This is a genomic window from Neorhizobium sp. T25_13, assembly GCF_002968675.1.
Classification (GTDB): Bacteria; Pseudomonadota; Alphaproteobacteria; order Rhizobiales; family Rhizobiaceae; genus Neorhizobium; species Neorhizobium tomejilense.
Map to the genome: position 1 here is coordinate 133197 of NZ_PVBI01000012.1, position 25176 is coordinate 158372.

General features: G+C 62.8%; 17 protein-coding genes and 1 pseudogene. 8 read left to right on the forward strand and 10 right to left on the reverse strand.

Going from position 1 to position 25176, the window contains the following annotated elements:
• Positions 1-9 precede the first annotated feature (9 nt).
• The 8 genes from C5J22_RS24320 to C5J22_RS24355 form a co-directional block, all read right to left on the reverse strand.
• On the reverse strand, positions 10-354 hold the full coding sequence (locus C5J22_RS24320; RefSeq protein WP_105440334.1) for a hypothetical protein: 345 nt from the start codon (positions 352-354) through the stop codon (positions 10-12).
• A 103-nt stretch (positions 355-457) separates the two neighbouring features.
• Positions 458-1540: an ABC transporter ATP-binding protein gene (locus C5J22_RS24325; RefSeq protein ID WP_105440335.1), complete on the reverse strand. Its 1083-nt coding sequence runs from the start codon at positions 1538-1540 to the stop codon at positions 458-460.
• Positions 1541-1549: 9 nt separating this feature from the next.
• Positions 1550-2602, reverse strand: coding sequence for a carbohydrate ABC transporter permease (locus C5J22_RS24330; protein ID WP_105440336.1), 1053 nt, complete (start codon positions 2600-2602; stop codon positions 1550-1552).
• Positions 2602-3618 (reverse strand): carbohydrate ABC transporter permease, encoded by a 1017-nt coding sequence (locus tag C5J22_RS24335; protein ID WP_105440337.1) that lies wholly within the window; start codon positions 3616-3618, stop codon positions 2602-2604. The genes C5J22_RS24330 and C5J22_RS24335 overlap by 1 nt, the downstream gene beginning before the upstream one ends.
• 196 nt (positions 3619-3814) lie before the next feature.
• Positions 3815-5083 carry an ABC transporter substrate-binding protein gene (locus tag C5J22_RS24340; RefSeq protein WP_046665355.1) on the reverse strand — a complete coding sequence of 423 codons (1269 nt, stop codon included), beginning with the start codon at positions 5081-5083 and terminating at the stop codon, positions 3815-3817.
• Between the two features lie 50 nt (positions 5084-5133).
• Positions 5134-7617 (reverse strand): hypothetical protein, encoded by a 2484-nt coding sequence (locus tag C5J22_RS24345; RefSeq protein ID WP_105440338.1) that lies wholly within the window; start codon positions 7615-7617, stop codon positions 5134-5136.
• Positions 7618-7624: 7 nt separating this feature from the next.
• Positions 7625-8461: a 5-dehydro-4-deoxy-D-glucuronate isomerase gene (gene kduI, locus C5J22_RS24350; RefSeq protein WP_105440339.1), complete on the reverse strand. Its 837-nt coding sequence runs from the start codon at positions 8459-8461 to the stop codon at positions 7625-7627.
• Positions 8458-9558 (reverse strand): glycoside hydrolase family 105 protein, encoded by a 1101-nt coding sequence (locus C5J22_RS24355; RefSeq protein WP_105440340.1) that lies wholly within the window; start codon positions 9556-9558, stop codon positions 8458-8460. The genes kduI and C5J22_RS24355 overlap by 4 nt, the downstream gene beginning before the upstream one ends.
• A gap of 145 nt (positions 9559-9703) precedes the next feature.
• Between C5J22_RS24355 and C5J22_RS24360 the strand changes: the two genes are divergently transcribed.
• The 7 genes and pseudogenes from C5J22_RS24360 (at position 9704) to C5J22_RS24390 (ending at position 18549) form a co-directional block, all read left to right on the forward strand.
• Positions 9704-10753, forward strand: coding sequence for a LacI family DNA-binding transcriptional regulator (locus tag C5J22_RS24360; protein WP_105426089.1), 1050 nt, complete (start codon positions 9704-9706; stop codon positions 10751-10753).
• Positions 10754-10894: 141 nt separating this feature from the next.
• Positions 10895-11461: pseudogene (locus C5J22_RS24365) on the forward strand (SH3 domain-containing protein); the annotation flags it as partial.
• Positions 11462-11768: 307 nt separating this feature from the next.
• Complete coding sequence (locus C5J22_RS24370; protein ID WP_046605362.1) at positions 11769-13043, forward strand: aspartate kinase; 1275 nt, start codon at positions 11769-11771, stop codon at positions 13041-13043.
• Positions 13044-13123: 80 nt separating this feature from the next.
• Positions 13124-15391, forward strand: coding sequence for a phosphoenolpyruvate--protein phosphotransferase (gene ptsP, locus C5J22_RS24375; RefSeq protein WP_046664946.1), 2268 nt, complete (start codon positions 13124-13126; stop codon positions 15389-15391).
• Positions 15392-15420: 29 nt separating this feature from the next.
• The gene (gene prfA, locus C5J22_RS24380) at positions 15421-16503 is read left to right on the forward strand and encodes a peptide chain release factor 1 (protein WP_105405205.1); all 1083 of its coding nucleotides are present in this window, start codon (positions 15421-15423) and stop codon (positions 16501-16503) included.
• Positions 16500-17363: a peptide chain release factor N(5)-glutamine methyltransferase gene (gene prmC / locus C5J22_RS24385; RefSeq protein ID WP_105440341.1), complete on the forward strand. Its 864-nt coding sequence runs from the start codon at positions 16500-16502 to the stop codon at positions 17361-17363. Before prfA ends, prmC begins: the two co-directional genes overlap by 4 nt.
• Before the next feature lie 301 nt (positions 17364-17664).
• On the forward strand, positions 17665-18549 hold the full coding sequence (locus C5J22_RS24390; RefSeq protein ID WP_105440342.1) for a DUF4167 domain-containing protein: 885 nt from the start codon (positions 17665-17667) through the stop codon (positions 18547-18549).
• Positions 18550-18631: 82 nt separating this feature from the next.
• Here the strand turns inward: C5J22_RS24390 and C5J22_RS24395 are convergent, their stop codons facing one another.
• On the reverse strand, positions 18632-19699 hold the full coding sequence (locus C5J22_RS24395) for a 3-deoxy-7-phosphoheptulonate synthase (protein ID WP_245440518.1): 1068 nt from the start codon (positions 19697-19699) through the stop codon (positions 18632-18634).
• A gap of 384 nt (positions 19700-20083) precedes the next feature.
• On the opposite strand from C5J22_RS24395, the gene clpB reads away from it, so the two are divergent.
• Complete coding sequence (clpB, locus tag C5J22_RS24400) at positions 20084-22684, forward strand: ATP-dependent chaperone ClpB (protein ID WP_105440344.1); 2601 nt, start codon at positions 20084-20086, stop codon at positions 22682-22684.
• A gap of 78 nt (positions 22685-22762) precedes the next feature.
• On the opposite strand, the gene C5J22_RS24405 is transcribed toward clpB, so the two are convergent.
• A complete protein-coding gene (locus C5J22_RS24405) occupies positions 22763-24703 on the reverse strand; it encodes a M23 family metallopeptidase (protein ID WP_105440345.1) in 1941 nt (646 codons plus the stop codon).
• Positions 24704-25176 lie beyond the last annotated feature (473 nt).

Consider the following 25176-nt stretch of genomic DNA (forward strand, 5'->3'; position numbering starts at 1 on the left):
ACGCGCAGGTCAAAAGCGGTCGTAGAGGCGGCGGCTTGCTCGACCTGCCTTGATCGCTCGCATCTGCCGGTCGAGCGTATTGTACGCTGCCTGCATGATGTCGAGATCCTTCATGGCGCCGATCGCGGCAATCTCCTTCATCAGCTCGCCAATTGCGGTATCCGTGGCGGGGGTAGGCCTGGTGGCAGCAGTGGCCGCGGCAGTTGCAAGCCCTTCGGCAGAACCGCCAAGAACGTAAAAAAGTTCTATCGCGGCCACGAGACAGGCCTGGCTGCGTTGCTCCTGGTCGAAGGCGAAATTTTCACCCACGCTTGCCGCTACCAGTGCGACAGCTCTGTTCTGATACTCGCCCATGATCTTTCCCGATGATGACGCTTTGCTCCAGGGGCATATTAGCGTTCAATTTCTTATCATCGGGTTATCAGCTTGCCCTAATAAAACCGCCGCAAGGCGCGGTTCATGTCCCTTTTACCCTCAGTCCATTCCGGTCGAACAGGTGCAGCGGCGCACCGGCGACGGAGAGGTAGGCTTCGTCGCCCGGCGAAATCAGCTTTTGGCCGGGAACGACGGCGAGGAGCTTTTCGCCGTTCAGATCGGCGTGGATGACCGTTTCGGAGCCGAGCGCTTCGACGAGGCGCACCTTGACCTTGAGGCTTCCCGGATCATTGGCGAGCGTGATGTGCTGGGGGCGGATGCCGATCGTCAGCTTGTCGCCGACGGACAGGGAATGGCCCGAGAACGGCACGAGCAGGCGGTGGCCGCCGGCGGTCGCAAGCGTCGCCGTGCCGGTTTCCAGCTCGGCGACTTCGCCGGCCAGGAAGTTCATGTGCGGCGCGCCGATGAAGCCGGCGACGAAGCGGTTGGCGGGCGTGTTGTAGAGGTCGAGCGGGGTGCCGACCTGTTCGATCTTGCCGGCGCGCATGACCACGATGCGGTGAGCCAATGTCATCGCCTCCACCTGGTCGTGGGTGACGTAGATCATCGTCGAGCCGAGGCGGGCGTGGAGGGCTGCGAGCTCGGCGCGGGTCGAGACGCGCAGTTCGGCGTCGAGGTTGGACAGCGGCTCGTCGAGCAGGAAAGCGGTCGGGCGGCGCACGATGGCGCGTCCGATCGCGACGCGCTGGCGCTGGCCGCCGGAAAGCTGGCCGGGCCGGCGTTCGAGATAAGGCTCGATCTCCAGCATGCGGGCGGCTTCGAGGATGCGCTCGGCAACCTCGGTCTTCGGCATGTTGGAATTTTCAAGCCCGAAGGCGAGGTTCTGGCGCACGCTCATATGGGGATAGAGCGCGTAGGACTGGAAGACCATGGCAAGGCCGCGGTCGGCGGCGGACACTTCGTTGACGCGCTTGCCGTCGATCTCGATCTCGCCGCCGGTGACCTTTTCAAGGCCGGCGATGGTGCGCAGCAAGGTCGATTTTCCGCAGCCGGACGGGCCGACGAAAACGATGAACTCGCCGTCCTTGATATCGAGGTCGATGTCCTTCAGGACGTCGACCGCGCCGAAGGACTTCTTGATTTTGGTGAGGGTGATCTCGCCCATCGGTGATCCTTACTTCAGGCCGGTGCCGGCAATGCCGGTGGTGATGAAACGCTGCAGGAAGATGAAGACAAGCACGACCGGGATCATGGTCACGACCGTCATCGCCAGGATGAAGTGCCACTGGACGTTCAACTCGCCGGAATAGATGCTCAGGCCCACTTGCAGGGTGTAGAGTTCGCGCCGCGACAATACGATCAGCGGCCACAGGAAGTCGTTCCAGCGCCAGACGACCGAGAAGATCGCCAGAACCGCGAGCGCCGGTGCCGTCAGCGGCAGAACGATGCGCCAGTAGATCTGCCATTCGGACGCCTTGTCCATGCGCGCGGCGTCGATCAGCTCGTCCGGGATGGTCAGCATGTACTGGCGTAGGATGAAGACGCCGGTCGGTGTCGCGACCGTCGGCAGGATGACGCCCCAGAGACTGTTGAACAGGCCGAGCGACGAGATGATCGAATAGAGCGGCACCATGATCACCGAAAGCGGCACCATCAGCGTCGCGAGGATGATCAGCATCGCGAGACCGCGGCCCTTGAACTCGTATTTAGACAGCGCGAAGGCGGCCATGGAATTGACGATCAGGGTGATCAGCGTCGCCGTCACCGTCACGAAGACCGAGTTCCACAGGTAGCGCAGGAAATCGAACTGGGTGAAGGGCGTCGTGTAGTTTTCCGTGGCGAACGAGACCGAGCGGACCGGCGTGCGGTCGCCGATGTTGACGCGGACGATTTCTCCGGGCGTCGTCGGATCGACCATCTGGGCGACGAGACCGATGCGGCGCACCTCGGCCAGCACCTTGGTCGACCCGTCCGGCATCTTGGCTTCGAAGAGCTGGAGCGGCTTGTCGTAACCCTGGACTGTCGCCTGGCTGGTGACATAGGGCAGGATCGACGGCGGGAATTCTGCAAGGGCTGCCGGCGTCTTGAAGGACGAGAAGGCGAGCCAGACGGCCGGACCGAACATGATGATCAGGCCGCCGACGAGCCAGACCCAGGTGACGATATCCGTCCAGTGCCAGCTTTTGCCGCCGCGGCGGCGCAGAATGAAGCGAGAGGCGACACCCATCAGCGTTTCCCCTTCTTTTCGCCACGCTGGCCTATGCCGAGCTGGATCAGTGTCAGGACGACGAGCACGAGGCCCATCAGGATCGAAGCGGCAGCGGCAAGGCCAGGATTGCGGAGCACCGAGGCAAAGCCGGTCTCGTAGATGTACTGGGTCAGATAGAGCGTGCTGGTGCCGGGACCGCCGCCGGTCAGCACGTAGACCTCGTCGAAGATCTGCACGGCCTTGATCAGGGCGAGGACCACGACGACCAGAAGGTTCGGCGCGAGAAGCGGCAGCGTGATGCGCCGGAAGACGCGCGCCGGCTTGGTGCCGTCCATTTCGGCAGCTTCATAGAGATCCTTCGGGATCGCCTGCAGGCCGGCGAGCAGGATCAGCGTGTAGAGGCCCATATGCGCCCAGATCGAGACGCCGATCGTGGCGATGAAGGTCCAGTTGCGGTCGGTAAGCCAGGTATAGGGCTCGATGCCGAACTGGTAGAGGCCGAAATTCAGAAGGCCCTGGCGCTGCAGGATCCACTTCCAGATCAGGCCGACGACCACGGGCGACAAGAGGACCGGGAAAAAGAACACGGCGCGCCAGAAGGAACGGGCGGCGAGATCGCGGTTGAGGATCAATGCCGTGATCAGCGACACGCCGATCATCAGCGTCACCTGCAGGATCACGAACCAGAAGGTGTTGCCGACGGCGGTCCAGAAGGCATCCTCCTGGCAGGACATCGGGTCGAGGTAGTTCGTGCAGGTGAAGAGGCGCTGATACTGCTCGGCGCCGATGAAATTGCGCTCGGAAAGGAAGAAGGCCGTGCCGCCGGTCATCGAATAGACGAAGTTGATGACGAGGGGCAGGAGCACGAAAATGCCGAAGATCAGCATGTTCGGGGCGAGGAATACGGCCGCCATGCCGCCGATGCCGGCCGTTTTCTGAACGGCGCGGAGCGGTATGTCGATGATGCGCATCAGGAGATGCACGGGCGCCATGAGAAGGCTGCCGAGACGGTCGGTGAGAGACGTCGTGCTCATGTTCGTATTCCATCCCTCCTTGTCTTCTTGTCCGGATGACGAGGCTCGCCCCTCATCCGGCCTGCCGGCACCTTCTCCCCGCAGGCGGGGAGAAGGGATTTGCCGCGCCGTCGCCGGTCATCCTCGCCCGCCTACGGGGAGAGGGTGCGCCGAGCGGAGCGGAGGCGGGGTGAGAGGCTCACCCCCAATGCTGTCATCAAAGGCCGCTGTCCTTGACCTTCTGGGCGATGTCGGCGTCGATGCGCGTGAAAGCGTCATCGAGTTTCAGTTCGCCGGCCAGCGTCTGACCGACGCGGGTGACGACCGCGGCATAGACCGTGTCGGACCAGCGCCAGCCGGGCAGCTTCAGGGCGGTGTCGGCCGTGGTCTTGGATGCCTCGACATATTTGGTCAGGGCAGCCTTGGCGAAGGCGTTGTCGGTCTTGAAGTCGAGGCCGCCCTTGTCGACGACGCCCTTGTGGCCGGGCAGGAAGAGGGTGCGCTCGGAGAATTCCTTGACGATCTTCTCCTGGGCGAACCAGTCCATGACGGCTGCGACGTCCTTCGGGTTTTTGGTGTATTTCACGGCGACGAGTGCCGCGCCGCCGGGCATGCCGGTGCAGGCTGCCGGGCCGCAGGGGCTGCCGGTCGCCACCCAGTCAAAGCTGTTGCCGATCTTGGTCGTGAGGTTCGCCACCTGCCAGGAACCGGAATAATAGAAGGCGAGCTGGCCGTTGATGAAGTCTTCGGCCGCGGCGCGGTAGGTCGAGCCCGCTGCCGAAACCCAGACGTCCTTGGCGAAGGAGCCTTCACCGACCCAACCGACGAACTTGGTCAGGAAGTCCTTGGCACCCTTGTCGAGCGGAGCCGGCTTGCCGTCTTTGCCGACATAGTTGGCGCCGTAGGACAGGAGCGGGGCAGTCAGACGGTGGCCGGAGCGGTCGATCGCCATGGCGAACGGAAGCTTCTGGCTGTCCTTGACCTTTTTGGAAGCAGCCGCCCATTCTTCCCAGGTGGCCTTCGGGCCCGGAAGCGGAACGCCGGCCTGGTCGAACAGGGTTTTGTTGGCATAACCGCCGGTCAGGGTGATCTGCGTCATGAAGCCGGAGATCTGCTTGGAGCCGTCCGGACGCATCCAGTCGGCCTGGGCGCCGAAATTATCGTCCCAGTACTTGGCGTCCTTGACCAGCGGGCGCAGGTCGAGCCAGTGCCTGGAGAGGTCCTTGATCGCCGTGACGCGGGCGATATCCGGGCCGTTGCCGGCTTCGAGCTGCACGGGCAGCTGGTCCTTGATGACGCTGTAGGCAACGTTGTCGAGGATGACGTTGATGCCCGGGTTTTCCTTCATGAAACGGCCGACGAGGTCCTTCATGACGTCGCCTTCGACGCCGTCCGAATACCACATGATCCGCACGTCGCCGGCATGTGCCGCCGTCGACATGAGAAGGGCGAGCGCAGCGCCCGCCAGAAGCGATTTGGTTTTCATGCTCATTTCCTCCTCTGAATGGACGGGCCTCCACCCGTCCGGTTTTTAGATCACGAAGCGCTCAGCATCGTTGCTTCGCCTTTTACTGTGTAATCCGCCCGCGCGATCACGCGGCCTTCGGCTTCCACGGAGCCGTCTTTCCTGAAGCGGACGGTACCATATTCCGGGTCCTCGACAACGACGGTGCCGTCGGATTCCTGTCTCGGGGCGAGCCCGCTGAAGCGGTACTCGACGGCAGTGAGATTGTCCGCTTCGCAGACGCGGACAATCCAGCGGGTCTTCTGGCCGTACTGGCGCAGTTCAGCCCCTGCCGACGGGCCTTCGGTGACGGCCTCCAGCTTCGAGGCGGTGCGGAGCATGACGGCGCCCTTGCCGGAGCGGGCAAGCGCCACGCCGCCGGAAACAAGCGTTTCGTCGAACTCGGCCTTGGGGAACCAGGCATGGGTGAAATCCGGCTGTTCCTCGTAGGTGGTGAATTCGAGGATCGCCAGACCGCGGTATTGCTGCGCGCGGGGGATGGTGCCGCAGCCGCCCCAGTAGGACGGGCGGCCGTAGCCGAACTGGATGGTCTCGCCCGGATGGTTGATCCAGATCGCAGCTTCCGGCTTGTCGCCGAGGCGCAGATGCAGGATGGTCTCCTGGTAACCCCATTCGTCCCAGCGGTAATGAGCCGTCGAGCCCATGGCGAAATGCTCGCCCTTGTAGTGGTAGAGCGCCGCAAAGGAATTTTCGCCCTGGGCGAAACGCCATTCCTGGTGCTGGCTGCCGCGGTGATCGGCAATCGCGGCGAATTCGGCAGGGATTTCGAGACCATGATCGCGCAGGCAGACGGCCATCTGCGGCAGGCAGTGGACGCGGCGGCCGTACCACCCCTTGCCCCAGAGCAGGCGGGCAACGCCGGACAGTTCCAGCGATCGGCCGGCGCAGAGCGTGTGCTCGTAGGAGCGGCCTTGCGCTGCCGTCACCATGCCGTGATGGGCGGAGCGGGCGATGATTTCGCAGAGGCGGACGATGCCGGCCTTGGCGCGGTCGGCGATATCCTTGTCAGGCGAAAGGGCTGCGAGCGCCGTCAGGCCCTTGAGGTCGATCGGGAAATAGGGGGCGGAGTTGAACTCGGCCATTTCCCAATGTTCGAAATGGTCGAGCCAGGCGCGGACGCGGGCGGCACCGACTTTTGCCTGCTCCGAACCCTTGCGGCCGGAGCGGACGAAGGTGGCGTCGGGCAAGAGGCTGCCGCCGAGATAGGCCGAGGTGTGGAACAGCAGCGCGTGGTTTTCGGAGAAATACCACTGCACGTCGTTACCCGGTTCATCCATCCAGTAACGGTAATTGAGGATGGCACCGTCGATGCGGCCACGGGTCTTCTCGTTGATGTCCTTGCCCCAGACGGTGCGCGACCAGATGAGCGGCACCAGCGAGAAGTCGGCGCAGTCGTGGCAGTCCTCGATCGAGGGCAGGATTTCCTCGATCATCGCATCCGTATCGGGACCGGACCGGCCGCTTGCCAGACGGGCGAAGGCGCGGACCGTATCGCGTTCGGAATTTTCCGAGATTTGCGCCAGGGTCTCGGTGATGCGATCGCTCAGCGATGCAGGAGCCTGCCCCTGGCTTTCGGCGTGGCAGATCTCGACGCCCAGCGAACGGGACACGACGAAGCCGCCGGCATTGAGGGTAATGCGGAAGTGGCGGAAGTCGGCGGGCGCCTTTTCCGACGGGCCGATATTGAGGCTTGTGGCGCCGGCGGCCAGGGTGAAGTCGAAATCGAAGCGCTCGCGCGACATGAAATCGCCTTCGACCGCGACATTGACCTTAACCTCGACCGGCAGGGGCGCGGAGAGGAGCAGGGTGATATCGCCGCCGAAATAATGCTGGCGGTCGAAATACATGGTGTCGAGCGCCTTTTCGAGGCTTGCGGCGACGGGGCTCGTGACCGGAACCGGCATGGCGACACTGGCCGCCGGGCCTGAGAGGTAGTCGAACTGATAGAAATAGCGGGCGTCACGCTCGGCGAGGTCGTCGAAGAACAGCGTGATCTCGTTGAGGCCGGCGACCAGCGGCAGTTCGAATTCCTGCTTGGCTTCGAGATTGCGGCTGTAGGGCGCCATCCAGCCGGCTTCCGTGCCGTTGACCCAGATGACGGCGCCGCCGCAGGTGCCGAGGCGGATCTTTGCCGTGCCGGCAGTTTCCGCCTCTATATAAGTGCGGGTCCAGGTAGCGAGCCGCGTCGGGCGGAACCAGAAGCCGGAGAGATCGAGCCGCGGCGAACCGAAAGGCAGCCACCAGCGGGTGGCATCGAAGGAGCCGCGGACATCCGGGCGCTTGCCGCGATAGGTGTCTGCAAAGATGGTGCGGCACGGATATTCGTGCGGAATGAAGTTCTTGACCTTGGTCAGGAAGAAGAACGGGTCCATCTCGCCCTTCATCGGGGCATCGGGCACGTCGAAACGCTCTTCGGCGATGCGGCCGAGCTGCCAGTACCGGACGGCTTCGCCCGGCTTCAACGTCTTTCGCATCCAGTTTGCTTCGGGATTCATGGCAGTCTTATCTCAGCTCGCTCAGGGCCACGGGGGCCACGTCGTTGTATTCCTGGTTCTCGCCGGTCATGCCCCAGACGAAGGCGTATTGCGCGGTGCCGGCACCCATATGGATCGACCAGGCGGGCGAGAGAACCGCGTCGAGGTTCTTGACCACGAGATGGCGCGTCTCTTCCGGGCGGCCCATCAGGTGGATGACCCGTTCCTCTTCGGGCAGATCGAAATAGCAATAGGCTTCCATGCGGCGCTCATGCAGATGCGGCGGCATGGTGTTCCAGATGCTGCCGTCGGCAAGGTCGGTAATGCCGAGCAGAAGCAGGCAGGACGGCGTGACTTCCGGGTGGATGTACATGCGCAGGTTCCGCAGATTGGCGCGCTTGGGATCGCCGAATGTCAGCATCTTCGATTCCGACCGCTTGATCAGGCGGTGCGGAATGTCGGCGCCTGCAGGAACGGAGTTCATGTAGAACCGGGCCGGCTTTTCGGCCGAGGCGCTGGCGACCGAAATCTGCTCTGCGCCGCGGCCGACATAGAGCACATCGCGGTTTTCCAGGGTGAAACTCTTGCCGTCGACCGAGACGACGCCGGTGCCGCCGAGATTGGCGATGCCCATTTCACGGGCCGACAGCAGGAAAGGCGTGCCGATCTCTTCGCCAGAACCGAAGCTCAGCGTCGACGATACCGGAACAGCGCCGCCGACGATCAAGCGGTCGACATGGGTATAGGTGAAGCTCACCCTGTCGGCCTGGAACAGGTCTTCCATCAGGAATTCGGCCCGCAGGCGGGCGGTGTCGTAGGTCTTGATGTCGTTGGGGCCAGCCCCGTAGAGAACCTTCATCGTCATGCTGTCTCGCCTCCCGGTTCCACATGCCGGATGGCTTCGGAGAGGCACAGGATCGAAAGAGCCTGTCCGTAGCCGGTCGGCTGGATGGGAATATCCCGATAGAATTGCAGATCATGGCCCATGCGCGTTCCATAGGAAACGTTGAGCACGGTGCCGGTTTCGTCGATATTGGCAAGCACCGCTTCAACGGCCTTGAGGCCGGCGGCACGCCATTCAGGGGTGCCAAGGCCGAGGCGGTAACCCTTGAGCAGGCCGTAACCAAAACCCGCCGTCGCCGAGATCTCCTCGTATGAGGACGGGTCGTCGAGCAGGGTGCGCCAGGCGCCGGAGGCGGCCTGCAACGGCAGCAGCGCGTTGACCTGCGCCGTCAGCACGCCAAGCAGGAAATCCTTTACCGGCTTCGAAACTTCGGCGAGGTCAAAAAGGTCGAGCATGCCGGCGGTGATCCAGGCGTTGCCGCGCGCCCAGCGGGCTTCCGCAAAATTATGGCGGCCCTGGAACGTCCAGCCATGGAACCAGAGGCCGGTCTTCGTGTCGGCGAGGTAACGGGAATGGACGAGGAACTGCTTTGATGCCTCATCGACCAGCTCGCGGCGGCCGCTCGCCTCGCCGTAGGAGGCGAGGAAGAGGGCGACCATATAAAGCGTATCGTCCCAGAGCTCGTCGTTGTTGACCTTGTCGGAGACGTGATGCTCGAAGGCGCCTTCCTCGGTGCGGCCCATCTCGCTCATGACGCGGTCTGCCCAGGCATCGAGAACCGGCTTCCAGCGCGGGTCGCGGGTTTCGCGCCAGAGGACGGAAAGACCGAGCATCGGTGCCGTGGTGTTGACGTTGAGCGTCGGGAGCCCGGCTTCGATGCGGGCCGAATACCAGTTCTCGATCAGCGCCTTCAGATCATCGCGGCCGGTGAACAGCCAGAGACGGATGAGGCCGTAGAGGCCGACGCCTTGCGGCCATTCCCAGCTTTCAAAAGAGATATAGTCGCCGGCGGTCCCGTCGAGATTGGGTTCGTGGAAACGGCCATCGTCGCGAAGCCCGGTCATGCCGGTCACGAGGCGGTCAAGCTTTTCACGGATGTCCCGGGCTGAAAGGCCCATGTCTCAATTCCTCCCTGTGCTGCAGCATTTGCTGCGCAGCATTGCGATCCGCTTCTCCCAAGCGTGCCTTCATGAAAACATCTGAAAATTGATTGCGCAATCTGAAAATTTTTTGCAGTGTGCGCATCGATGATGGGAGGATGTCATGGCGGCGACGATCGTGCCGGGCAAGCGCGGCAAGAAAAGCCGGCGGGTGCGGCTGGAGGATATTGCGGGAAAGGTGGGCGTGTCGCTCTCCACCGTGTCGCGGGCGCTGGCCGGCGAGAAGGGCGTGCGCGCGGACATCCGCCAGCGGATCATGGAGGCGGCGAAAGACGCCAATTACGCAATGCCGACCCCGGTCGCCGGCAAGAAGGTGATCCTGGCAGCTTCGAGCGCGGCGATGATCGACTACGTGCGCAACCAGTTCACGCTCTATGTGCTGGAAGGGTTGCGGGATCGCGCGCAGGCTCTCGGGCTCGATATCGTCACCCGCGCGGTCGCTGATCAGTCGGAGGAAAAGGTGGTGCTGGAAGAGGCACTGGTTGATCCGGACGTCGCGGGACTGCTGTTTCTGACCGTCGACGACGAAGGAATGCTCGAGGCCACCCGCGGCTTCGGCAAGCCGGTCGTGCTGATCAACGGTGACGATCCGATGATGCGACTGTCGAGCGTAACCCCCTGCAATCGGTCGGCGGCGCATCTGGCCACCGACTATCTCATCCGGCTGGGGCACAAACGCATCCTCTTCCTGATGCGTCCGGGCCGGCGGACGATCGACCGACGCCGCGAAGGCTGGCAGGATGCATTCCAACATCACGGTTTGCCCTGTCCCCCGGATCTCGTCGTGCCGGTCGAGGACTGGCTGCCGGAGCTTGCCGCCCAGGCGATCAGCGAGCGGTTGCGCAGGAAGGGGCTCGATTTCACCGCCGTGCTGACGGCGGGCGACAGTCTCGCAGTCGGCGCGATGATGGGGGTGCAGCAGATGGGTTATACCGTGCCGGGCGACGTTTCGGTGATGGGCATGGACGACCTGCCGCAGGCCGCCTTCCTCAATCCGCCGCTGACCACAGTGCATGTACCGATGCGCGAGCTCGGCGCCGTGGCGCTCGATCTTTTACGGGACGGGATGACCGGATTTGCAAATCCGGCACGGCGGGTGGAGCTTGCTTGCCACATTGCCGAGCGGCAGTCGACCGGACCGGCCAGAGGCTAACCCCGGCCAACTCGTTTATTCATGCGCCATTCAGAGCCGTGCTGGAACAATGGGAACGTCTCGAACATTGATATCCGGCGAAATCCGTTCGGCAGATTGTCAGTCCGGTTCGCGCATTATTGGTTTCTCAGGAGGAAGCCCGTGAAGAAAATTCTGATGTCCGTTGCGGCACTTTGCGCCCTGTTCGCGGCGCCGTCGATTGCGGATGCGGCCGTGCGCGGGGTTGCCACGGCCAATGTCAACATGCGGTCCGGGCCAAGCACCGGCTATCCGGCCGTCGACGTCATTCCGGTCGGTGCGGCGGTAACGATCTACGGCTGCATGAGCAGCGTCAACTGGTGCGACGTCGCCTTCGTCGGCGGACGCGGCTGGGTGTCGGGCAACTACGTGCAGGCGACCTATCGTTCCAACCGCGTCTATGTCGCCCCCGACTATTACGAGGGCCTCGGCATTCCGATGGTCACGTTCGACGTCGGCAACTATTGGGGCCGCTACTATCGCGACCGCGACTTCTACCGCGATCGCGATCGCTGGGACCGCTACGACTGGCGACGGGAATCGCGCCTTCCCCCGCCTCCACCTCCGCCGCCGCGCTGGGATCGTGACGGAGCCCCGCGCTGGGACCGGGATCGCAGTTGGAGGCCGGGCGACCGGCAGCCGCCGCTTCCGCCAGTCTGGCAGGGAGATCGCGACCGTTTTTACAGAGATCGAGGTTGACTGCGGCCTAATCCCTCTGCGGTTCGACCGTGACGATGACCAGCAACCCGAACCGCTGATCCCGCCCAAAAATTCAAGGAGGCCGCCTACGGGTGGCCTTTTTTGCGCCCGGCATTCGGGCAAGCACACGCCGAAGCGTACCGTTCGGCCATGTTCTGACCATTGCGCCTTTTCAGCCTTTTCGATAAGAGACGCCGCAACTCGATGATCCTGTCACAAACGACGGGATTTCGGAACGGTTTGAAAGCAGGCGCCCAAGGCTCCCGAGCCTCTTGGCGAAACAGTGGTTTTTGTCGGTATGGCTCGCATCGTCATGAAGTTCGGCGGCACTTCGGTCGCCAATCTCGAACGCATTCACAACGTCGCGCGCCATGTGAAACGTGAGGTTGAGGCCGGGCACGAGGTCGCGGTCGTCGTCTCCGCCATGTCCGGCAAGACCAACGAGCTTGTCGGCTGGGTTCAGGACATGCCGAAGGTCTCCGGCGCCAACTCGCCTTTTTACGACGCACGCGAATATGACGCCGTCGTCGCATCCGGCGAGCAGGTGACGTCCGGCATTCTCGCCATCGCCCTGCAGTCGATGGGCATCAACGCCCGGTCATGGCAGGGCTGGCAGATTCCGATCCGCACCGACAGCGCCCATGGGGCAGCGCGGATCATGGAGATCGACGGTTCCGAGATCGTCAAGCGGATGGGTGAGGGCCAGGTGGCTGTCGTTGCCGGCTTCCAGGGGCTCGGCCCGGACAACCGGATCGCGACGCTCGGCCGCGGCGGTTCCGACACGTCGGCGGTGGCGATCGCGGCCGCGGTCAAGGCCGACCGCTGCGACATCTATACGGACGTCGATGGCGTCTATACGACCGACCCGCGTATCGTGCCCCAGGCGCGGCGCATGAAGAAGGTTTCCTTCGAGGAAATGCTCGAAATGGCGTCGCTCGGCTCGAAGGTTCTGCAGGTGCGCTCGGTCGAGCTCGCCATGGTCCACAAGGTCCGCACTTTCGTGCGTTCCAGTTTCGAGGATCCCGATGCGCCGGGCATGGGTGACCTTTTGAACCCGCCCGGTACTTTGATTTGCGACGAGGAAGAAATCGTGGAACAGGAAGTCGTCACCGGCATCGCCTATGCCAAGGATGAAGCGCAGATTTCGCTCCGGCGCCTTGCCGACCGGCCGGGCGTGTCGGCTGCGATTTTCGGCCCGCTCGCCGAAGCGCATATCAATGTCGACATGATCGTGCAGAACACGTCGGAAGACGGTTCGCGCACCGACATGACCTTCACCGTACCTTCGGGCGACGTGCAGAAGGCCATGAAGGTGCTCGACGACAACAAGGAAAAAATCGGCTTCGACGTCGTCCAGACCGAATCAGGCTTGGCGAAGGTCTCGGTCATCGGCATCGGCATGCGCAGCCATGCGGGCGTTGCCGCGCACGCTTTCAAGGCACTTGCCGAAAAATCCATCAACATCAAGGCGATCACCACCTCGGAAATCAAGATTTCGATCCTGATCGACGGTGCCTATTCCGAACTTGCTGTTCGGACTTTGCATTCCGCCTACGGTCTCGATAAGAGTTGAGAATGAACCGTTTGGACGCGCCGGCAGTTGTGGGCGCCGTCTTGCGGCTGGGGTGACCTCGTTTCGGGAGAGCATAGGCGATGAGAGACCTGTCGGCAGGTCCGCGCGTTCTGTTGAAGCGGCTGCGCGAGTTGATGGCGGAGCCGCTCGAGCCACAGGAGCGCCTTGACCGGATCGTCCGCCAGATCGCCAGCAACATGGTGGCCGAGGTCTGCTCGGTCTATGTGCTCCGCTCCGACGGCGTTCTCGAACTCTACGCCACCGAAGGCCTCAAAAAGGAAGCCGTCCACACTTCGCAGCTGAAGATGGGTCAGGGTCTCGTCGGCACGATCGCTGCCTCCGCGCAGCCACTCAACCTTTCCGACGCGCAGGCGCATCCGGCGTTCCGCTACCTTCCGGAAACCGGCGAGGAAATCTACCATTCCTTCCTCGGCGTGCCGATCCTGCGGGCCGGCCGCACGCTTGGCGTTCTGGTCGTCCAGAACAAGGCGAGCCGCAACTATCGCGAGGACGAGGTCGAGGCGCTCGAAACCACGGCGATGGTGATCGCCGAGATGATCGCCACCGGCGAGCTCAAGAAGATCACCCGGCCGGGCCTCGAGCTGGACCTGACGCGTGCCATCACCATCGATGCCGACGCCTATAACGAAGGCATCGGCCTTGGTCATGTGGTGCTGCACGAACCGCGTATCGTCGTCACCAATCTCCTCAACGAAGATGCGGAGAAGGAAGTGATCCGGCTGGCGGAATCGCTCGGGTCCCTGCGCATCTCGATCGACGACATGCTGTCGCGCCGCGAAGTATCCCAGGAAGGCGAGCATCGCGAGGTGCTCGAAACCTACCGGATGTTCGCCCACGATCAGGGCTGGGTCCGCCGCATGGAAGAGGCGATCCACAACGGCCTGACGGCGGAAGCCGCGGTCGAGAAGGTCCAGAGCGATACCAAGGCGCGGATGATGCGCCTGACCGATCCCTATCTGCGCGAGCGGATGCATGATTTCGACGACCTGGCCAACCGGCTTCTGCGCCAGCTGACTGGCTTTTCCGGCCGCGCCTTCGACGAAGGTTTCCCGACGGACGCCATCATTCTCGCCCGCGCCATGGGGGCGGCCGAACTGCTCGACTATCCGCGCGCCAGCCTGCGCGGCCTGGTGCTCGAAGACGGAGCGGTGACGAGCCACGTGGTGATCGTCGCGCGCGCCATGGGCATTCCGGTCGTCGGCCAGGCGGCGGGTGTCGTGGCACTTGCCGAAAACGGCGATCCGATCATCATAGACGGCGACGACGGCCAGATTCATCTGCGGCCGGTTCTCGACCTGCAGAAGGCCTACGAGGAAAAGGTACGCCTGCGGGCCCGCCGGCAGGAGCAGTTCAAGGCGCTGCGGGACGTCGAGCCGGTCACCAAGGACGGCAAGCGCATCAGCCTGCAGATGAATGCCGGGTTGCTGGTGGATCTGCCGCAGCTTGCCGAGTCCGGCGCCGACGGCATCGGCCTCTTCCGCACCGAGCTGCAGTTCATGATCGCCTCGACCATGCCGAAGCTCGAGGAGCAGGAGAGCTTCTACCGCAACGTCATCAAGCAGGCGGCCGGCCGTCCGGTGACGTTCCGCACGCTCGATATCGGCGGCGACAAGGTCGTCTCCTATTTCCGGGCCCAGGAAGAGGAAAACCCGGCGCTCGGCTGGCGGGCGATCCGTCTGTCGCTTGATCGTCCGGGCCTGCTGCGCACCCAGCTTCGGGCGTTGCTCCGGGCTTCCGCCGGCGCCGAGCTCAAGATGATGCTGCCGATGGTGACCGAGGTTTCGGAAATCCACGCGGTGCGCGAACTGATGCAGAAGGAAGTGCAGCATCTTTCGAAATTCGGCCACAGCCTGCCGCGCAAGCTGCAGTTCGGGGCGATGCTCGAAGTGCCGGCGCTGATGTGGCAGCTCGACGAACTGATGGCGGAAGTGGACTTCGTCTCGGTCGGCTCCAACGACTTGTTCCAGTTCACCATGGCGGCGGACCGCGGCAATGCCCGGGTTTCCGATCGTTTCGACAATCTCGGCAAGCCGTTCCTGCGCATTCTGCGCGACATCGCGAGGGCCGGCGAACGCAACAAGACGGTGGTGACGCTGTGCGGTGAGATGGCGGGCAAGCCGCTCTCGGCCATGGCTCTGCTGGGTGTCGGTTTCCGCTCGGTTTCGATGTCCCCGACTTCGATCGGGCCGGTCAAGGCGATGCTGCTCGGGCTTGACATCGACAAGTTGTCCGCTGAATTGAACGTGGCGCTCGACGATATAAGGTCGACGGAGCCGATCCGCGCGCTGCTTGTGCGGTTCGCCGAGGCCAACAATATTCCCGTCTAGCGGATAAAAAGAATAAACGGAGTTAGTGGGTGGCGAAGCTTCCTATCGAAAAGATGCGCGAGCTGGAACGCCGGTTCGGCGAGATCGAGGCGCGCATGTCGGAAGGCCCGGCTGCCGACGTCTATGTGAAGCTGGCGTCCGAATATTCCGAACTGCAGCCGGTGGTGCGCAAGATCCGCGAATACGAGAAGTCGATCGCGGAAGTGGCCGATCTCAGGGCGATGCTGACCGACAAGGGCACCGACCGCGAGATGCACGAGCTTGCGGAAATGGAGTTGCCGGACGCCGAGGAACGGCTGGAGGCGCTGGAAAAGGACATGCAGGTCCTGCTTCTGCCGAAGGACGCGGCCGACGAGAGGAGCGCGATCCTGGAAATCCGCGCCGGAACGGGCGGCAACGAGGCAGCCCTTTTTGCCGGCGACCTGTTTCGCATGTACGAGCGTTATGCCGCCACCAAGGGCTGGAAGGTCGAGGTGTTGTCGGCAAGCGAAGGCGAGGCGGGCGGCTACAAGGAAATCATCGCGACCGTGACCGGCCGCGGCGTCTTTTCCAAGCTGAAGTTCGAATCCGGCGTGCACCGCGTGCAGCGTGTGCCCGATACCGAAGCGAGCGGCCGCATCCACACCTCGGCGGCGACCGTGGCCGTGATGCCGGAGGCCGAAGAGATCGATATCGAAATCCGGCCGGAAGATATCCGCATCGATACGATGCGTTCGTCGGGTGCCGGCGGCCAGCACGTCAACACCACGGACTCCGCGGTCCGCATCACCCACATGCCGAGCGGCATCGTGGTGACCAGTTCGGAAAAGTCTCAGCACCAGAACCGCGCCAAGGCGATGCAGGTGCTGCGCACCCGCCTCTATGACATGGAGCGCCAGAAGGCGGACAGCGAACGTTCCGCCGACCGCAGGAGCCAGGTCGGCTCCGGCGACCGGTCCGAGCGCATCCGCACCTATAATTTTCCGCAGGGGCGGGTGACTGACCACCGGATCAACCTGACGCTCTACAAGCTCGACCGGATGATGGAAGGCGATATCGACGAAGTGGTCGATGCGCTGATTTCCGACTACCAGGCCGGCCAGCTGGCGCAGCTCGGCGAGCAACACGGATGACGATACTTTCCGCAGCCGTCGCGGATGCCAGGTCGCGGTTCTCCGCGGCGGGCCTGCCGGATGCGGCGATCGAGGCACGGCTGCTGATCGGCGGGTTGCTCGGGCTTTCCAGCACCGAAGTCTTCACCGGCGGCGAGCGGCTGCTGACGGAGGAGGAAACCTCCCGGATCTCGAAAGCGGTCGAGCGCCGCTTGAAACGGGAGCCCGTGCACCGCATATTAGGATTACGTGAATTCCACGGCATGGAGCTCCTGATTTCGAAGGAAACGCTGGAGCCACGCCCGGACACCGAAATCCTGGTGGATTCGATGCTTGCCTATGTGAGGCAGATTGTCGCAGACAAGGGTTCGGCACGTATTCTCGATCTTGGTACCGGAACCGGAGCGGTCGTTTTGGCACTGCTGAAGGAAAGCCCAAAGGCCCAGGGGATCGGCAGCGATATTTCGCAGGATGCCCTGCAGACGGCGGCGCGGAACGCGGCGCGGCTGGGAATGGCCGAGAGATTTCAGGCGGTCCGCAGCCATTGGTTCGACGCAATTTCCGGCCGGTTCGACATAATCGTGTCAAATCCGCCCTATATACGAAGCGATGTTATCCCCGCATTGGACCCGGAAGTCCGGGATTTCGATCCGCTGGCAGCGCTAGATGGAGGTCCGGATGGGCTCGAAGCCTATCGCGCGATTGCGGCGAGTGCAGGAGATTTCCTCGAAAAGGACGGCGTTATCGGCGTCGAGATCGGGTTCGATCAGAAGGAAACCGTGACCGCGATTTTCCGCGTCGCCGGCTTTACGCCGGTGGAGGCGGTTCGCGATTATGGCGACAACGATCGGGTTCTCGTATTTACCGTGAATCATCCTTGATTTTGCAGGCAAAAGAAAAGGCTTGGATTTCCGGAGGAAGCGGGATAGCTTGCAAATACGCACTGGGACGGCTGGGAATGAACAGCGATTCGTTCGGGTTACAGGGCAACCCTTTGATCCTTCTCTTTTCGAAGAGTTGCGAAGGTTGAACAATTCCCGGTGCGTGAATCAGTTAATTTGACTTTCACAAGCGGCAGGACGCTTTGATCGGCCTGTGCGCGGCACGCGAAGTCTTGTTCGGCTCTGTCCGGCAGACCGCGTGGCCCCTTATCAGCGAAGACAGAGAATTGGTGAACGATAGATGAGGCCAGGACAGCAGAACAAACGCGGTCGAGGTCGCGGCAGTAACAATAATAACAATAGTGGCGGCGGCGGCGGCGGAAATAACAACTTCAACCGCAAGGGCGGCAATCCTCTCAGCCGCACCTACGACAGCTCCGGGCCGGACGTGAAGATCCGCGGGACCGCCCAGCATATCGCCGAAAAGTATAGTCAACTCGGCCGTGATGCCCAAAGCTCCGGCGACCGCGTGATGGCGGAGAACTATCTCCAGCACGCCGAACACTATAACCGCATCATTGCCGCCGCACAGGCGCAGATGCAGGATCGGTTCCAACACGACAATCGTGGCGACTACCAGGACCGGGACGGCAACGTTCAGGACCAGGACGACATGGACAATAGCGACGGCGAGGACAACGGTTACTCGCAGCAGCCGTCCATGGACGAGGCTCCGCAGCCGCAGGTCCAGCAACAGCAGCCGCGCCGGGAGCAGCGTGAACAGCGCGAGCCCCGTGAACAACGCGAACCTCGCGACCAACAACGCGAACCTCGCGACCAGCGGGAACCCCGCGAACAGCGTGACCAGCAGCGCGAACGGCCCCGCCGCGAAAACCGCCAGGAACAGCCGGCAGTGGCAGCGGTTCCGACCCAGGTCGCGGCACCTCAGCCGGTTGCTCCGGTGATGGATGGTTCCGGCCCGCAGCCGGTGATCGAAGGCACGCCTGCCGAAGTGGCCGTCGAGGAAGAGGCACAGGCAGAAGCTACGCCGCGCCGTCGTCGCGCCGCCGGCAGCCGCCCGCGTCGTCCGCGTCGTGGCGAAGGCGCCGGTGAAGAGGGTGGTTCCGAAGGCGAAACCTCGGGCGACGGCTCGCAGCCGGCCCTGGCGGATGCAGCGTCGGAATAAGCCATTCTTCAAATAACGAGATCAAGAAGGCCGCTCGGGAAACCGGGCGGCCTTTTTCTTCGAGCGGAGATTGCCTTCTGCTTCAAGCCGTCGGCTGGCGCCGATCACGGACGGAGCGGGCAAGCTCCTCGAGCACCAGGACCGATGTCTCCCAGTCGATGCAGCCATCGGTGATGCTCTGTCCGTAGGCGAGAGGCTTGCCGGGCACCAGGTCCTGGCGGCCGCCGACGATATTGCTCTCGATCATCATGCCCTTGATGGCCATGTTGCCGGCAGCGATCTGCGCCGCGACGTTTTTGACGACCCGCGGCTGGTTCATCGGATCCTTGCCGCTGTTGGCATGGCTGGCATCGATGAGGATGCGCGGCTCCAAACCGCGTTTCGCCGCGTCCCTGGAAACGGCCTCGACATCGGCCGCCTCGTAGTTCGGCAGCTTGCCGCCGCGCAGGATGACGTGGCAATCCTCGTTGCCGGTCGTGGTGGCGATCGCGGCTCGGCCGTCCTTGGTCACCGCCGGAAAATGGTGCGTCTGCGAGGCGGCCAGTATGGCATCGAGCGCAACCGCGACGCCGCCATCGGTGCCGTTCTTGAAGCCGATCGGGCAGGAGAGGCCGGATGCGAGTTGGCGATGTACCTGGCTTTCGGTCGTGCGGGCGCCGATCGCGCCCCAGCTGACGAGGTCGGCGATGTATTGCGGGGTGATCGTATCGAGGAATTCGCAGCCGGCCGGAAGGCCCGTCGCATTGATATCCAGAAGAAGCTGCCGGGCGATCCTCAAACCCTCTTCGATCCGGTAGCTGCCGTCGAGATGCGGGTCGTTCATCAGACCCTTCCAGCCGACGGTGGTGCGGGGCTTTTCGAAATAGACGCGCATGACGATTTCGAGATCGCCGCTGAAACGTCGTCGCTGTTCTTCCAGCCGGGCCGCATAGTCCCGTGCTGCGATCGGGTCATGAATGGAGCAGGGACCGATGACGACGATCAGCCGGTCGTCTTCGCCATGCAGGATGCGATGGACGGTGCCACGCGTGCCGGTCACGGTCCCGGTGACCGCATCGTTGCGGGGGATTTCGGCGATGATATCGGCGGGGATGGTCAGCGGGGTGATTTCGACGATTCGGCGATCGTCAACAGTGTTGGCATTCGGCACGGGCATGGCTCCTGTTTGGTCCTACCGTGCGGAATTGAAAAAGCCGCCAGATAGACTAGCGGCTTGAGGGAATGTCGTTGCGTCGAAATCAGCTACGCACGGACCCGCATCCGCTGGGGAAAGCGGTAGCTATAAAATCGCGAGGCGTAGGCGGACGTGAAAGACATGCGGTTTCTGTATTCGCTCGATTGTGGATTGTCACGCGGAAAATTCGTGAGGTTTCCGCTCGCGGATTTTGAGCTTCTGAACACTTTAAACACGAGAATCCGCTTACCATATCTCCAGCAACGCCGAGACTTCGGCAGGGCTCGCCTTTGAGGGAGCTCAATCTCAATCATCGGTCCGTGCCTTATAATGGGCGGGTCGATCACTGGAGGTACCAGAATGAACATCGAAAAATACTCCGAGCGCGTCCGCGGGTTCCTGCAGTCGGCTCAGACGCAGGCTTTGGCTTCGGGTCACCAGCAATTTACGCCCGAACATGTGCTGAAGGTGCTGCTTGACGACGACCAGGGCATGGCGTCCTCGCTGATCGACCGCGCGGGCGGCAGCGCCAAGGAAGCGCGCATCGCCAACGACGCCGCGCTCGCGAAACTCCCCAAGGTTTCCGGCGGCAATGGCGAGATCTATCTCTCCCAGCCGCTCGCCAAGGTTTTCTCGACCGCGGAAGAGGCTGCCAAGAAGGCCGGCGACAGTTTCGTCACTGTCGAGCGCCTGCTTCTGGCGCTTGTCATCGAGACCTCCGCTTCGACCTCCGCGACCTTGAAAAAGGCCGGGGTGACCGCGCAGGGGCTCAACCAGGTCATCAACGACATCCGCAAGGGTCGCACGGCCGACGGCGCCAATGCCGAGGCCGGCTTTGAAGCGCTCAAGAAATATGCGCGTGACCTGACGGCGGAAGCCCGCGACGGCAGGCTCGATCCGGTGATCGGCCGCGATGATGAAATCCGCCGCACGATCCAGGTTCTGTCCCGCCGCACCAAGAACAATCCGGTGCTGATCGGCGAGCCCGGCGTCGGCAAGACGGCGATCGCCGAAGGCCTGGCGCTGCGCATCATCAACGGCGACGTGCCGGAAAGCTTGAAAGACAAGAAGCTGATGGCGCTCGACATGGGGGCTCTGATCGCCGGCGCCAAATATCGCGGCGAGTTCGAGGAGCGCCTGAAGAGCGTCTTGAACGAAGTACAGTCGGAAAACGGCGAGATCATCCTGTTCATCGACGAGATGCACACGCTGGTGGGTGCCGGCAAATCCGACGGCGCGATGGATGCCTCCAACCTCCTGAAACCCGCGCTTGCCCGCGGCGAACTACATTGCGTCGGCGCCACCACGCTCGACGAATACCGCAAGCACGTGGAAAAGGACCCGGCGCTTGCCCGCCGTTTCCAGCCGGTCATGGTCGAGGAGCCGACGGTCGAGGATACGATCTCGATCCTGCGCGGGCTCAAGGAAAAATACGAACAGCACCACAAGGTCCGCATCTCGGATTCGGCCCTGGTTGCGGCAGCGACGCTTTCCAACCGCTACATCACCGATCGGTTCCTGCCCGACAAGGCGATCGACCTGATGGACGAGGCCGCATCGCGGCTGCGCATGCAGGTGGATTCAAAGCCTGAGGAACTCGACGAGCTCGACCGCCGCATCATGCAGCTGAAGATCGAGCGCGAAGCCCTGAAGAAGGAAACCGACAGCGCCTCGGCCGACCGGCTGCAGCGTCTTGAAGGCGAAGTGACGTCGCTCGAAGAACAGGCGGATGCTCTGACGGCCCGCTGGCAGGCGGAAAAGCAGAAGCTCGGCCTTGCCGCCGACCTGAAGCGACAGCTCGACGAGGCCCGCAACGAACTGGCGACCGCCCAGCGCAAGGGCGAGTTCCAGCGTGCCGGCGAACTGACCTATGGCGTGATCCCCGAACTGGAAAAGCGCCTCGTGGAAGCGGAAGCCCAGGATACCTCGACCAATGCCATGGTGCAGGAAGTCGTAAACCCGGATGCGATCGCTCACGTGGTGTCGCGCTGGACCGGCATTCCGGTCGACAAGATGCTGGAAGGCGAGCGCGACAAGCTGCTGCGCATGGAGGACGAGCTGGCGAAATCCGTCGTCGGCCAGGGCGATGCGGTCCAGGCGGTGTCCCGCGCGGTTCGCCGTTCCCGTGCCGGCCTGCAGGATCCGAACCGGCCGATCGGCTCGTTCATCTTCCTCGGCCCGACCGGTGTCGGTAAGACGGAGCTGACCAAATCGCTCGCCCGTTTCCTGTTCGACGACGAGTCCGCGATGGTTCGCCTCGACATGTCGGAATACATGGAGAAGCATTCGGTCGCGCGGCTGATCGGTGCGCCTCCGGGTTACGTCGGTTATGAGGAAGGCGGCGCGCTGACCGAGGCGGTGCGGCGCAAGCCCTACCAGATCGTGCTGTTCGACGAGATCGAGAAGGCGCATCCGGACGTGTTCAACGTTCTCCTGCAGGTGCTCGACGACGGGCGACTGACGGACGGGCAGGGCCGCACGGTCGACTTCAAGAACACGATGATCATCATGACCTCCAATCTCGGCGCGGAATACCTGACCGCTCTTCGCGAGGGCGAGGATTCCGAAAGCGTGCGCGAGCAGGTGATGGATGTCGTGAAAGCTTCGTTCCGCCCCGAGTTTTTGAACCGCGTCGACGAGATCATCCTGTTCCATCGCCTGAAGCGCAACGAAATGGGCGCGATCGTCGATATCCAGATGAAGCGGCTGCTGTCGCTTCTGGCGGAGCGCAAGATCGCCATCGATCTCGGTTCGGACGCCCGCGAATGGCTGGCCGACAAGGGTTACGATCCGGTCTACGGCGCTCGTCCGCTGAAGCGGGTGATCCAGAAGTTCATGCAGGATCCGCTCGCCGAGCAGATCCTCGGCGGCCAGATCCCGGACGGCTCCGCCGTTGCGGTCAGCGCCGGTTCCGACCGGCTGCTCTTCCGGGTCAAACGGGTGGTGAGCGAGGCTGCGTAAGCCGAACCGAACGTTGAAAAGCAGAATGGCGGCTTCGGCCGCCATTTTTGTTCGTGCCCCGCTGATCCGGTAAAGGCCTCAGCGGCTGGCGACCTCGTCGGCCGACTGGGTGTTGAGCAGCGTATCGATCCGCTTGCGTTCCTCTTCGAAACGGGCGAGCGCCTTGCCGTTCAGCGAATTGCCGCCCGGCAGGCGGATCTTCATCGCATCGACCTTGGTGCCGTTGACGATCAGCTCGTAGTGAAGGTGGGCGCCGGTCGATTGGCCGGTAGAGCCGACGTAACCAATTACCTGGCCCTGGGTGACCTTGGCGCCTTCGCGAACACCTGGCGCGATGGCGCTCTGGTGATTGTAGGAGGAGACGTAGCCATTGGCGTGACGGATGAGCGTCTGGTTGCCATAGCCGCCGGAATCCCAGCCGGCCTTTTCGACGACGCCGTTGCCCGTGGCGATGATCGGCGTGCCGCGCGGGGCGGCCCAGTCGGTGCCGGTATGCATGCGGGAATAACCGAGCAGCGGATGGCCGCGCATGCCGAAGCCGGAGGTCATGCGGCCGTTCGGAAGCGGGTTGCGCAGCAGGAATTGCCGGATGCTCTTGCCGTCTTCGTCGAAATAATCGACCGCGTTGTCGTCGGGGTTCTGGAAGCGGTAGAAGCGGCTCGTCGTGTCGCCAAACCGGGCGTTCACGTAAAGCAGCTGGGAATCCTTGTTCGCCTGGCCCTTTTCGTCGGCGACCGAGAAGAAAGCCTCGATCTTGTCCGTCGGCTTCAGCTGGGCCTGCAGATCGACATTGCTGGCAAGCAGTTTTACCAGTGTACCGGTCATCTCCTTGCTCATGCCGTAGGAGAGGGCTGCCCGGTAGATGCCGTCATAGACGCGCGGCAGTTCCCGGCCGGCAACGATCTGTGGTGATTGTTCGCTGAAGGCCGAGGCGACCGCATCCAGCATCGGCGGCTCCTGGCCATCCACAAAGCGGCCGCGATCGTCGAGAGCGACGGTTACCCGGTGGTCGCCGCGCCGATAGAGGCTGGCGCGGACGACGAGGACCATATCACCTTCCTGGATGACGCCGATGCGCAGCACGTCGCCGATGGAAAGGCTGGCCTCGCCGAGGCGGGATTGCAGGTAGCCGGAAATCTCGCGCGCCTTGCCTTCCGGATAACCGACCTCGGTCATTGCCTGGCTGACGGTCTCGGCCTTGCGGACCGGAATGATGTCGTCGGCATATTCGCGGGTGCGGGCGTTGATCGCCTCAGGCACCGAAACCGAGATGTTTTCCTCGACGACGCGGGCCGAAAGGCCGGCGGTGATGTCAAGGCCGCCGCCGTCCTCCTTCGACGAGAAGCGTTGCGGGTCGACATAATAGAGTGCCGAAAGCTGGCCGCTGCCGTCGGTGAGCACGGAACCGTTGGAGCGGACGTTCTCCTCGACCTCTTCCAGCGTCATCGCCTGCGCGAAGGCATACATGCTGCCCTTGATGGGGAAGGCCACGGTCTGGAGACTGACCTCAGACTCGACATTCGAGCCGTAGATGACGCCGGCACGCGCGGCAGGCGGCGGCGGGGTCTCGCTCGACGAGAAGATCGTCATCGGGTCGAAGTTCGGGTAATCTTCCTGCGCCACGTGGTTTGCGGCAAGGTTCATCTTCACATGGGCGAAAGGCTTGCGGCGGACGACTTCCTTATTGCCCTCGTGCACGACCGTCGAGACTTCCATCACTTTCCGGTCGGTCGGCATGGCGACGATATTGCTGCCGAGCAGCCTTTTGCCGCGCGAGGCGGCATCTGCATCGTTGGTCGGGATGGAGGCGGAGGCTTCGGCGGGGATGGCAAGCTGTTGCCGGCCGTCGAGGGCGGCAAACAAAGCAACGCCCATCAGGATCGAAGAGGTAATGCCGGTCAGAAAGGTGCCGGACAGCCAACGCAACGAAATCTCACGTCGATCCGGAGCGCGACGGCCGTCGGCGAGGATCGGCGGTTCGTTGCCGAGCGAGCGGATCATGCTGCGGGCCGTCATCATGCCAATTAAAGCCAGTCCCTGATACTCGTTATTGCCGTAGGCAGCTTTTATACTGCCTGCGGGACCTTGGGCCAAACATGTGCCCCTTTCAGTCTAGAGAGTCAAATCGGCCACGGTGCAAACGCGTACACTTGCCCGAGGCGGCGTTTCGATTCCCTGCTGGAACCGTGGTAACCATGAGATTGTGAATTTGTCGGGGCGGTTTTGGGGCAGGGGCCGAAAGGGCGCTGTTTATGCACGTCTCAAGGGCTCGAAAGTCGGGAGAAAACGGCTTTCACGGAATTTTCCCGGAAATTCCCCTTTAGAATCAGTTAGATGACGTTTTTCTCAAGATTTCTGAATCAATGCTGTTGACTTCAAATGGTGGTGGGATCTATAACCCGCTCACTGAACGAGGGCGGCGGCGCTGCTGGCGACGACGACTTTCGTTCTTCAGAAATCACTGATTGATTGGCGCATGCTGGTTGGGACCG

Bases quoted from the DNA above. Each gene is read 5' to 3' on its own strand.
- C5J22_RS24320 (WP_105440334.1), bottom strand. From the start codon at position 354: ATGGGCGAGTATCAGAACAGAGCTGTCGCACTGGTAGCGGCAAGCGTG.
- C5J22_RS24325 (WP_105440335.1), bottom strand. From the start codon at position 1,540: ATGGGCGAGATCACCCTCACCAAAATCAAGAAGTCCTTCGGCGCGGTC.
- C5J22_RS24330 (WP_105440336.1), bottom strand. From the start codon at position 2,602: ATGGGTGTCGCCTCTCGCTTCATTCTGCGCCGCCGCGGCGGCAAAAGC.
- C5J22_RS24335 (WP_105440337.1), bottom strand. From the start codon at position 3,618: ATGAGCACGACGTCTCTCACCGACCGTCTCGGCAGCCTTCTCATGGCG.
- C5J22_RS24340 (WP_046665355.1), bottom strand. From the start codon at position 5,083: ATGAAAACCAAATCGCTTCTGGCGGGCGCTGCGCTCGCCCTTCTCATG.
- C5J22_RS24345 (WP_105440338.1), bottom strand. From the start codon at position 7,617: ATGAATCCCGAAGCAAACTGGATGCGAAAGACGTTGAAGCCGGGCGAA.
- kduI (WP_105440339.1), bottom strand. From the start codon at position 8,461: ATGACGATGAAGGTTCTCTACGGGGCTGGCCCCAACGACATCAAGACC.
- C5J22_RS24355 (WP_105440340.1), bottom strand. From the start codon at position 9,558: ATGGGCCTTTCAGCCCGGGACATCCGTGAAAAGCTTGACCGCCTCGTG.
- C5J22_RS24360 (WP_105426089.1), top strand. From the start codon at position 9,704: ATGGCGGCGACGATCGTGCCGGGCAAGCGCGGCAAGAAAAGCCGGCGG.
- C5J22_RS24370 (WP_046605362.1), top strand. From the start codon at position 11,769: ATGGCTCGCATCGTCATGAAGTTCGGCGGCACTTCGGTCGCCAATCTC.
- ptsP (WP_046664946.1), top strand. From the start codon at position 13,124: ATGAGAGACCTGTCGGCAGGTCCGCGCGTTCTGTTGAAGCGGCTGCGC.
- prmC (WP_105440341.1), top strand. From the start codon at position 16,500: ATGACGATACTTTCCGCAGCCGTCGCGGATGCCAGGTCGCGGTTCTCC.
- C5J22_RS24390 (WP_105440342.1), top strand. From the start codon at position 17,665: ATGAGGCCAGGACAGCAGAACAAACGCGGTCGAGGTCGCGGCAGTAAC.
- clpB (WP_105440344.1), top strand. From the start codon at position 20,084: ATGAACATCGAAAAATACTCCGAGCGCGTCCGCGGGTTCCTGCAGTCG.
- C5J22_RS24405 (WP_105440345.1), bottom strand. From the start codon at position 24,703: ATGATGACGGCCCGCAGCATGATCCGCTCGCTCGGCAACGAACCGCCG.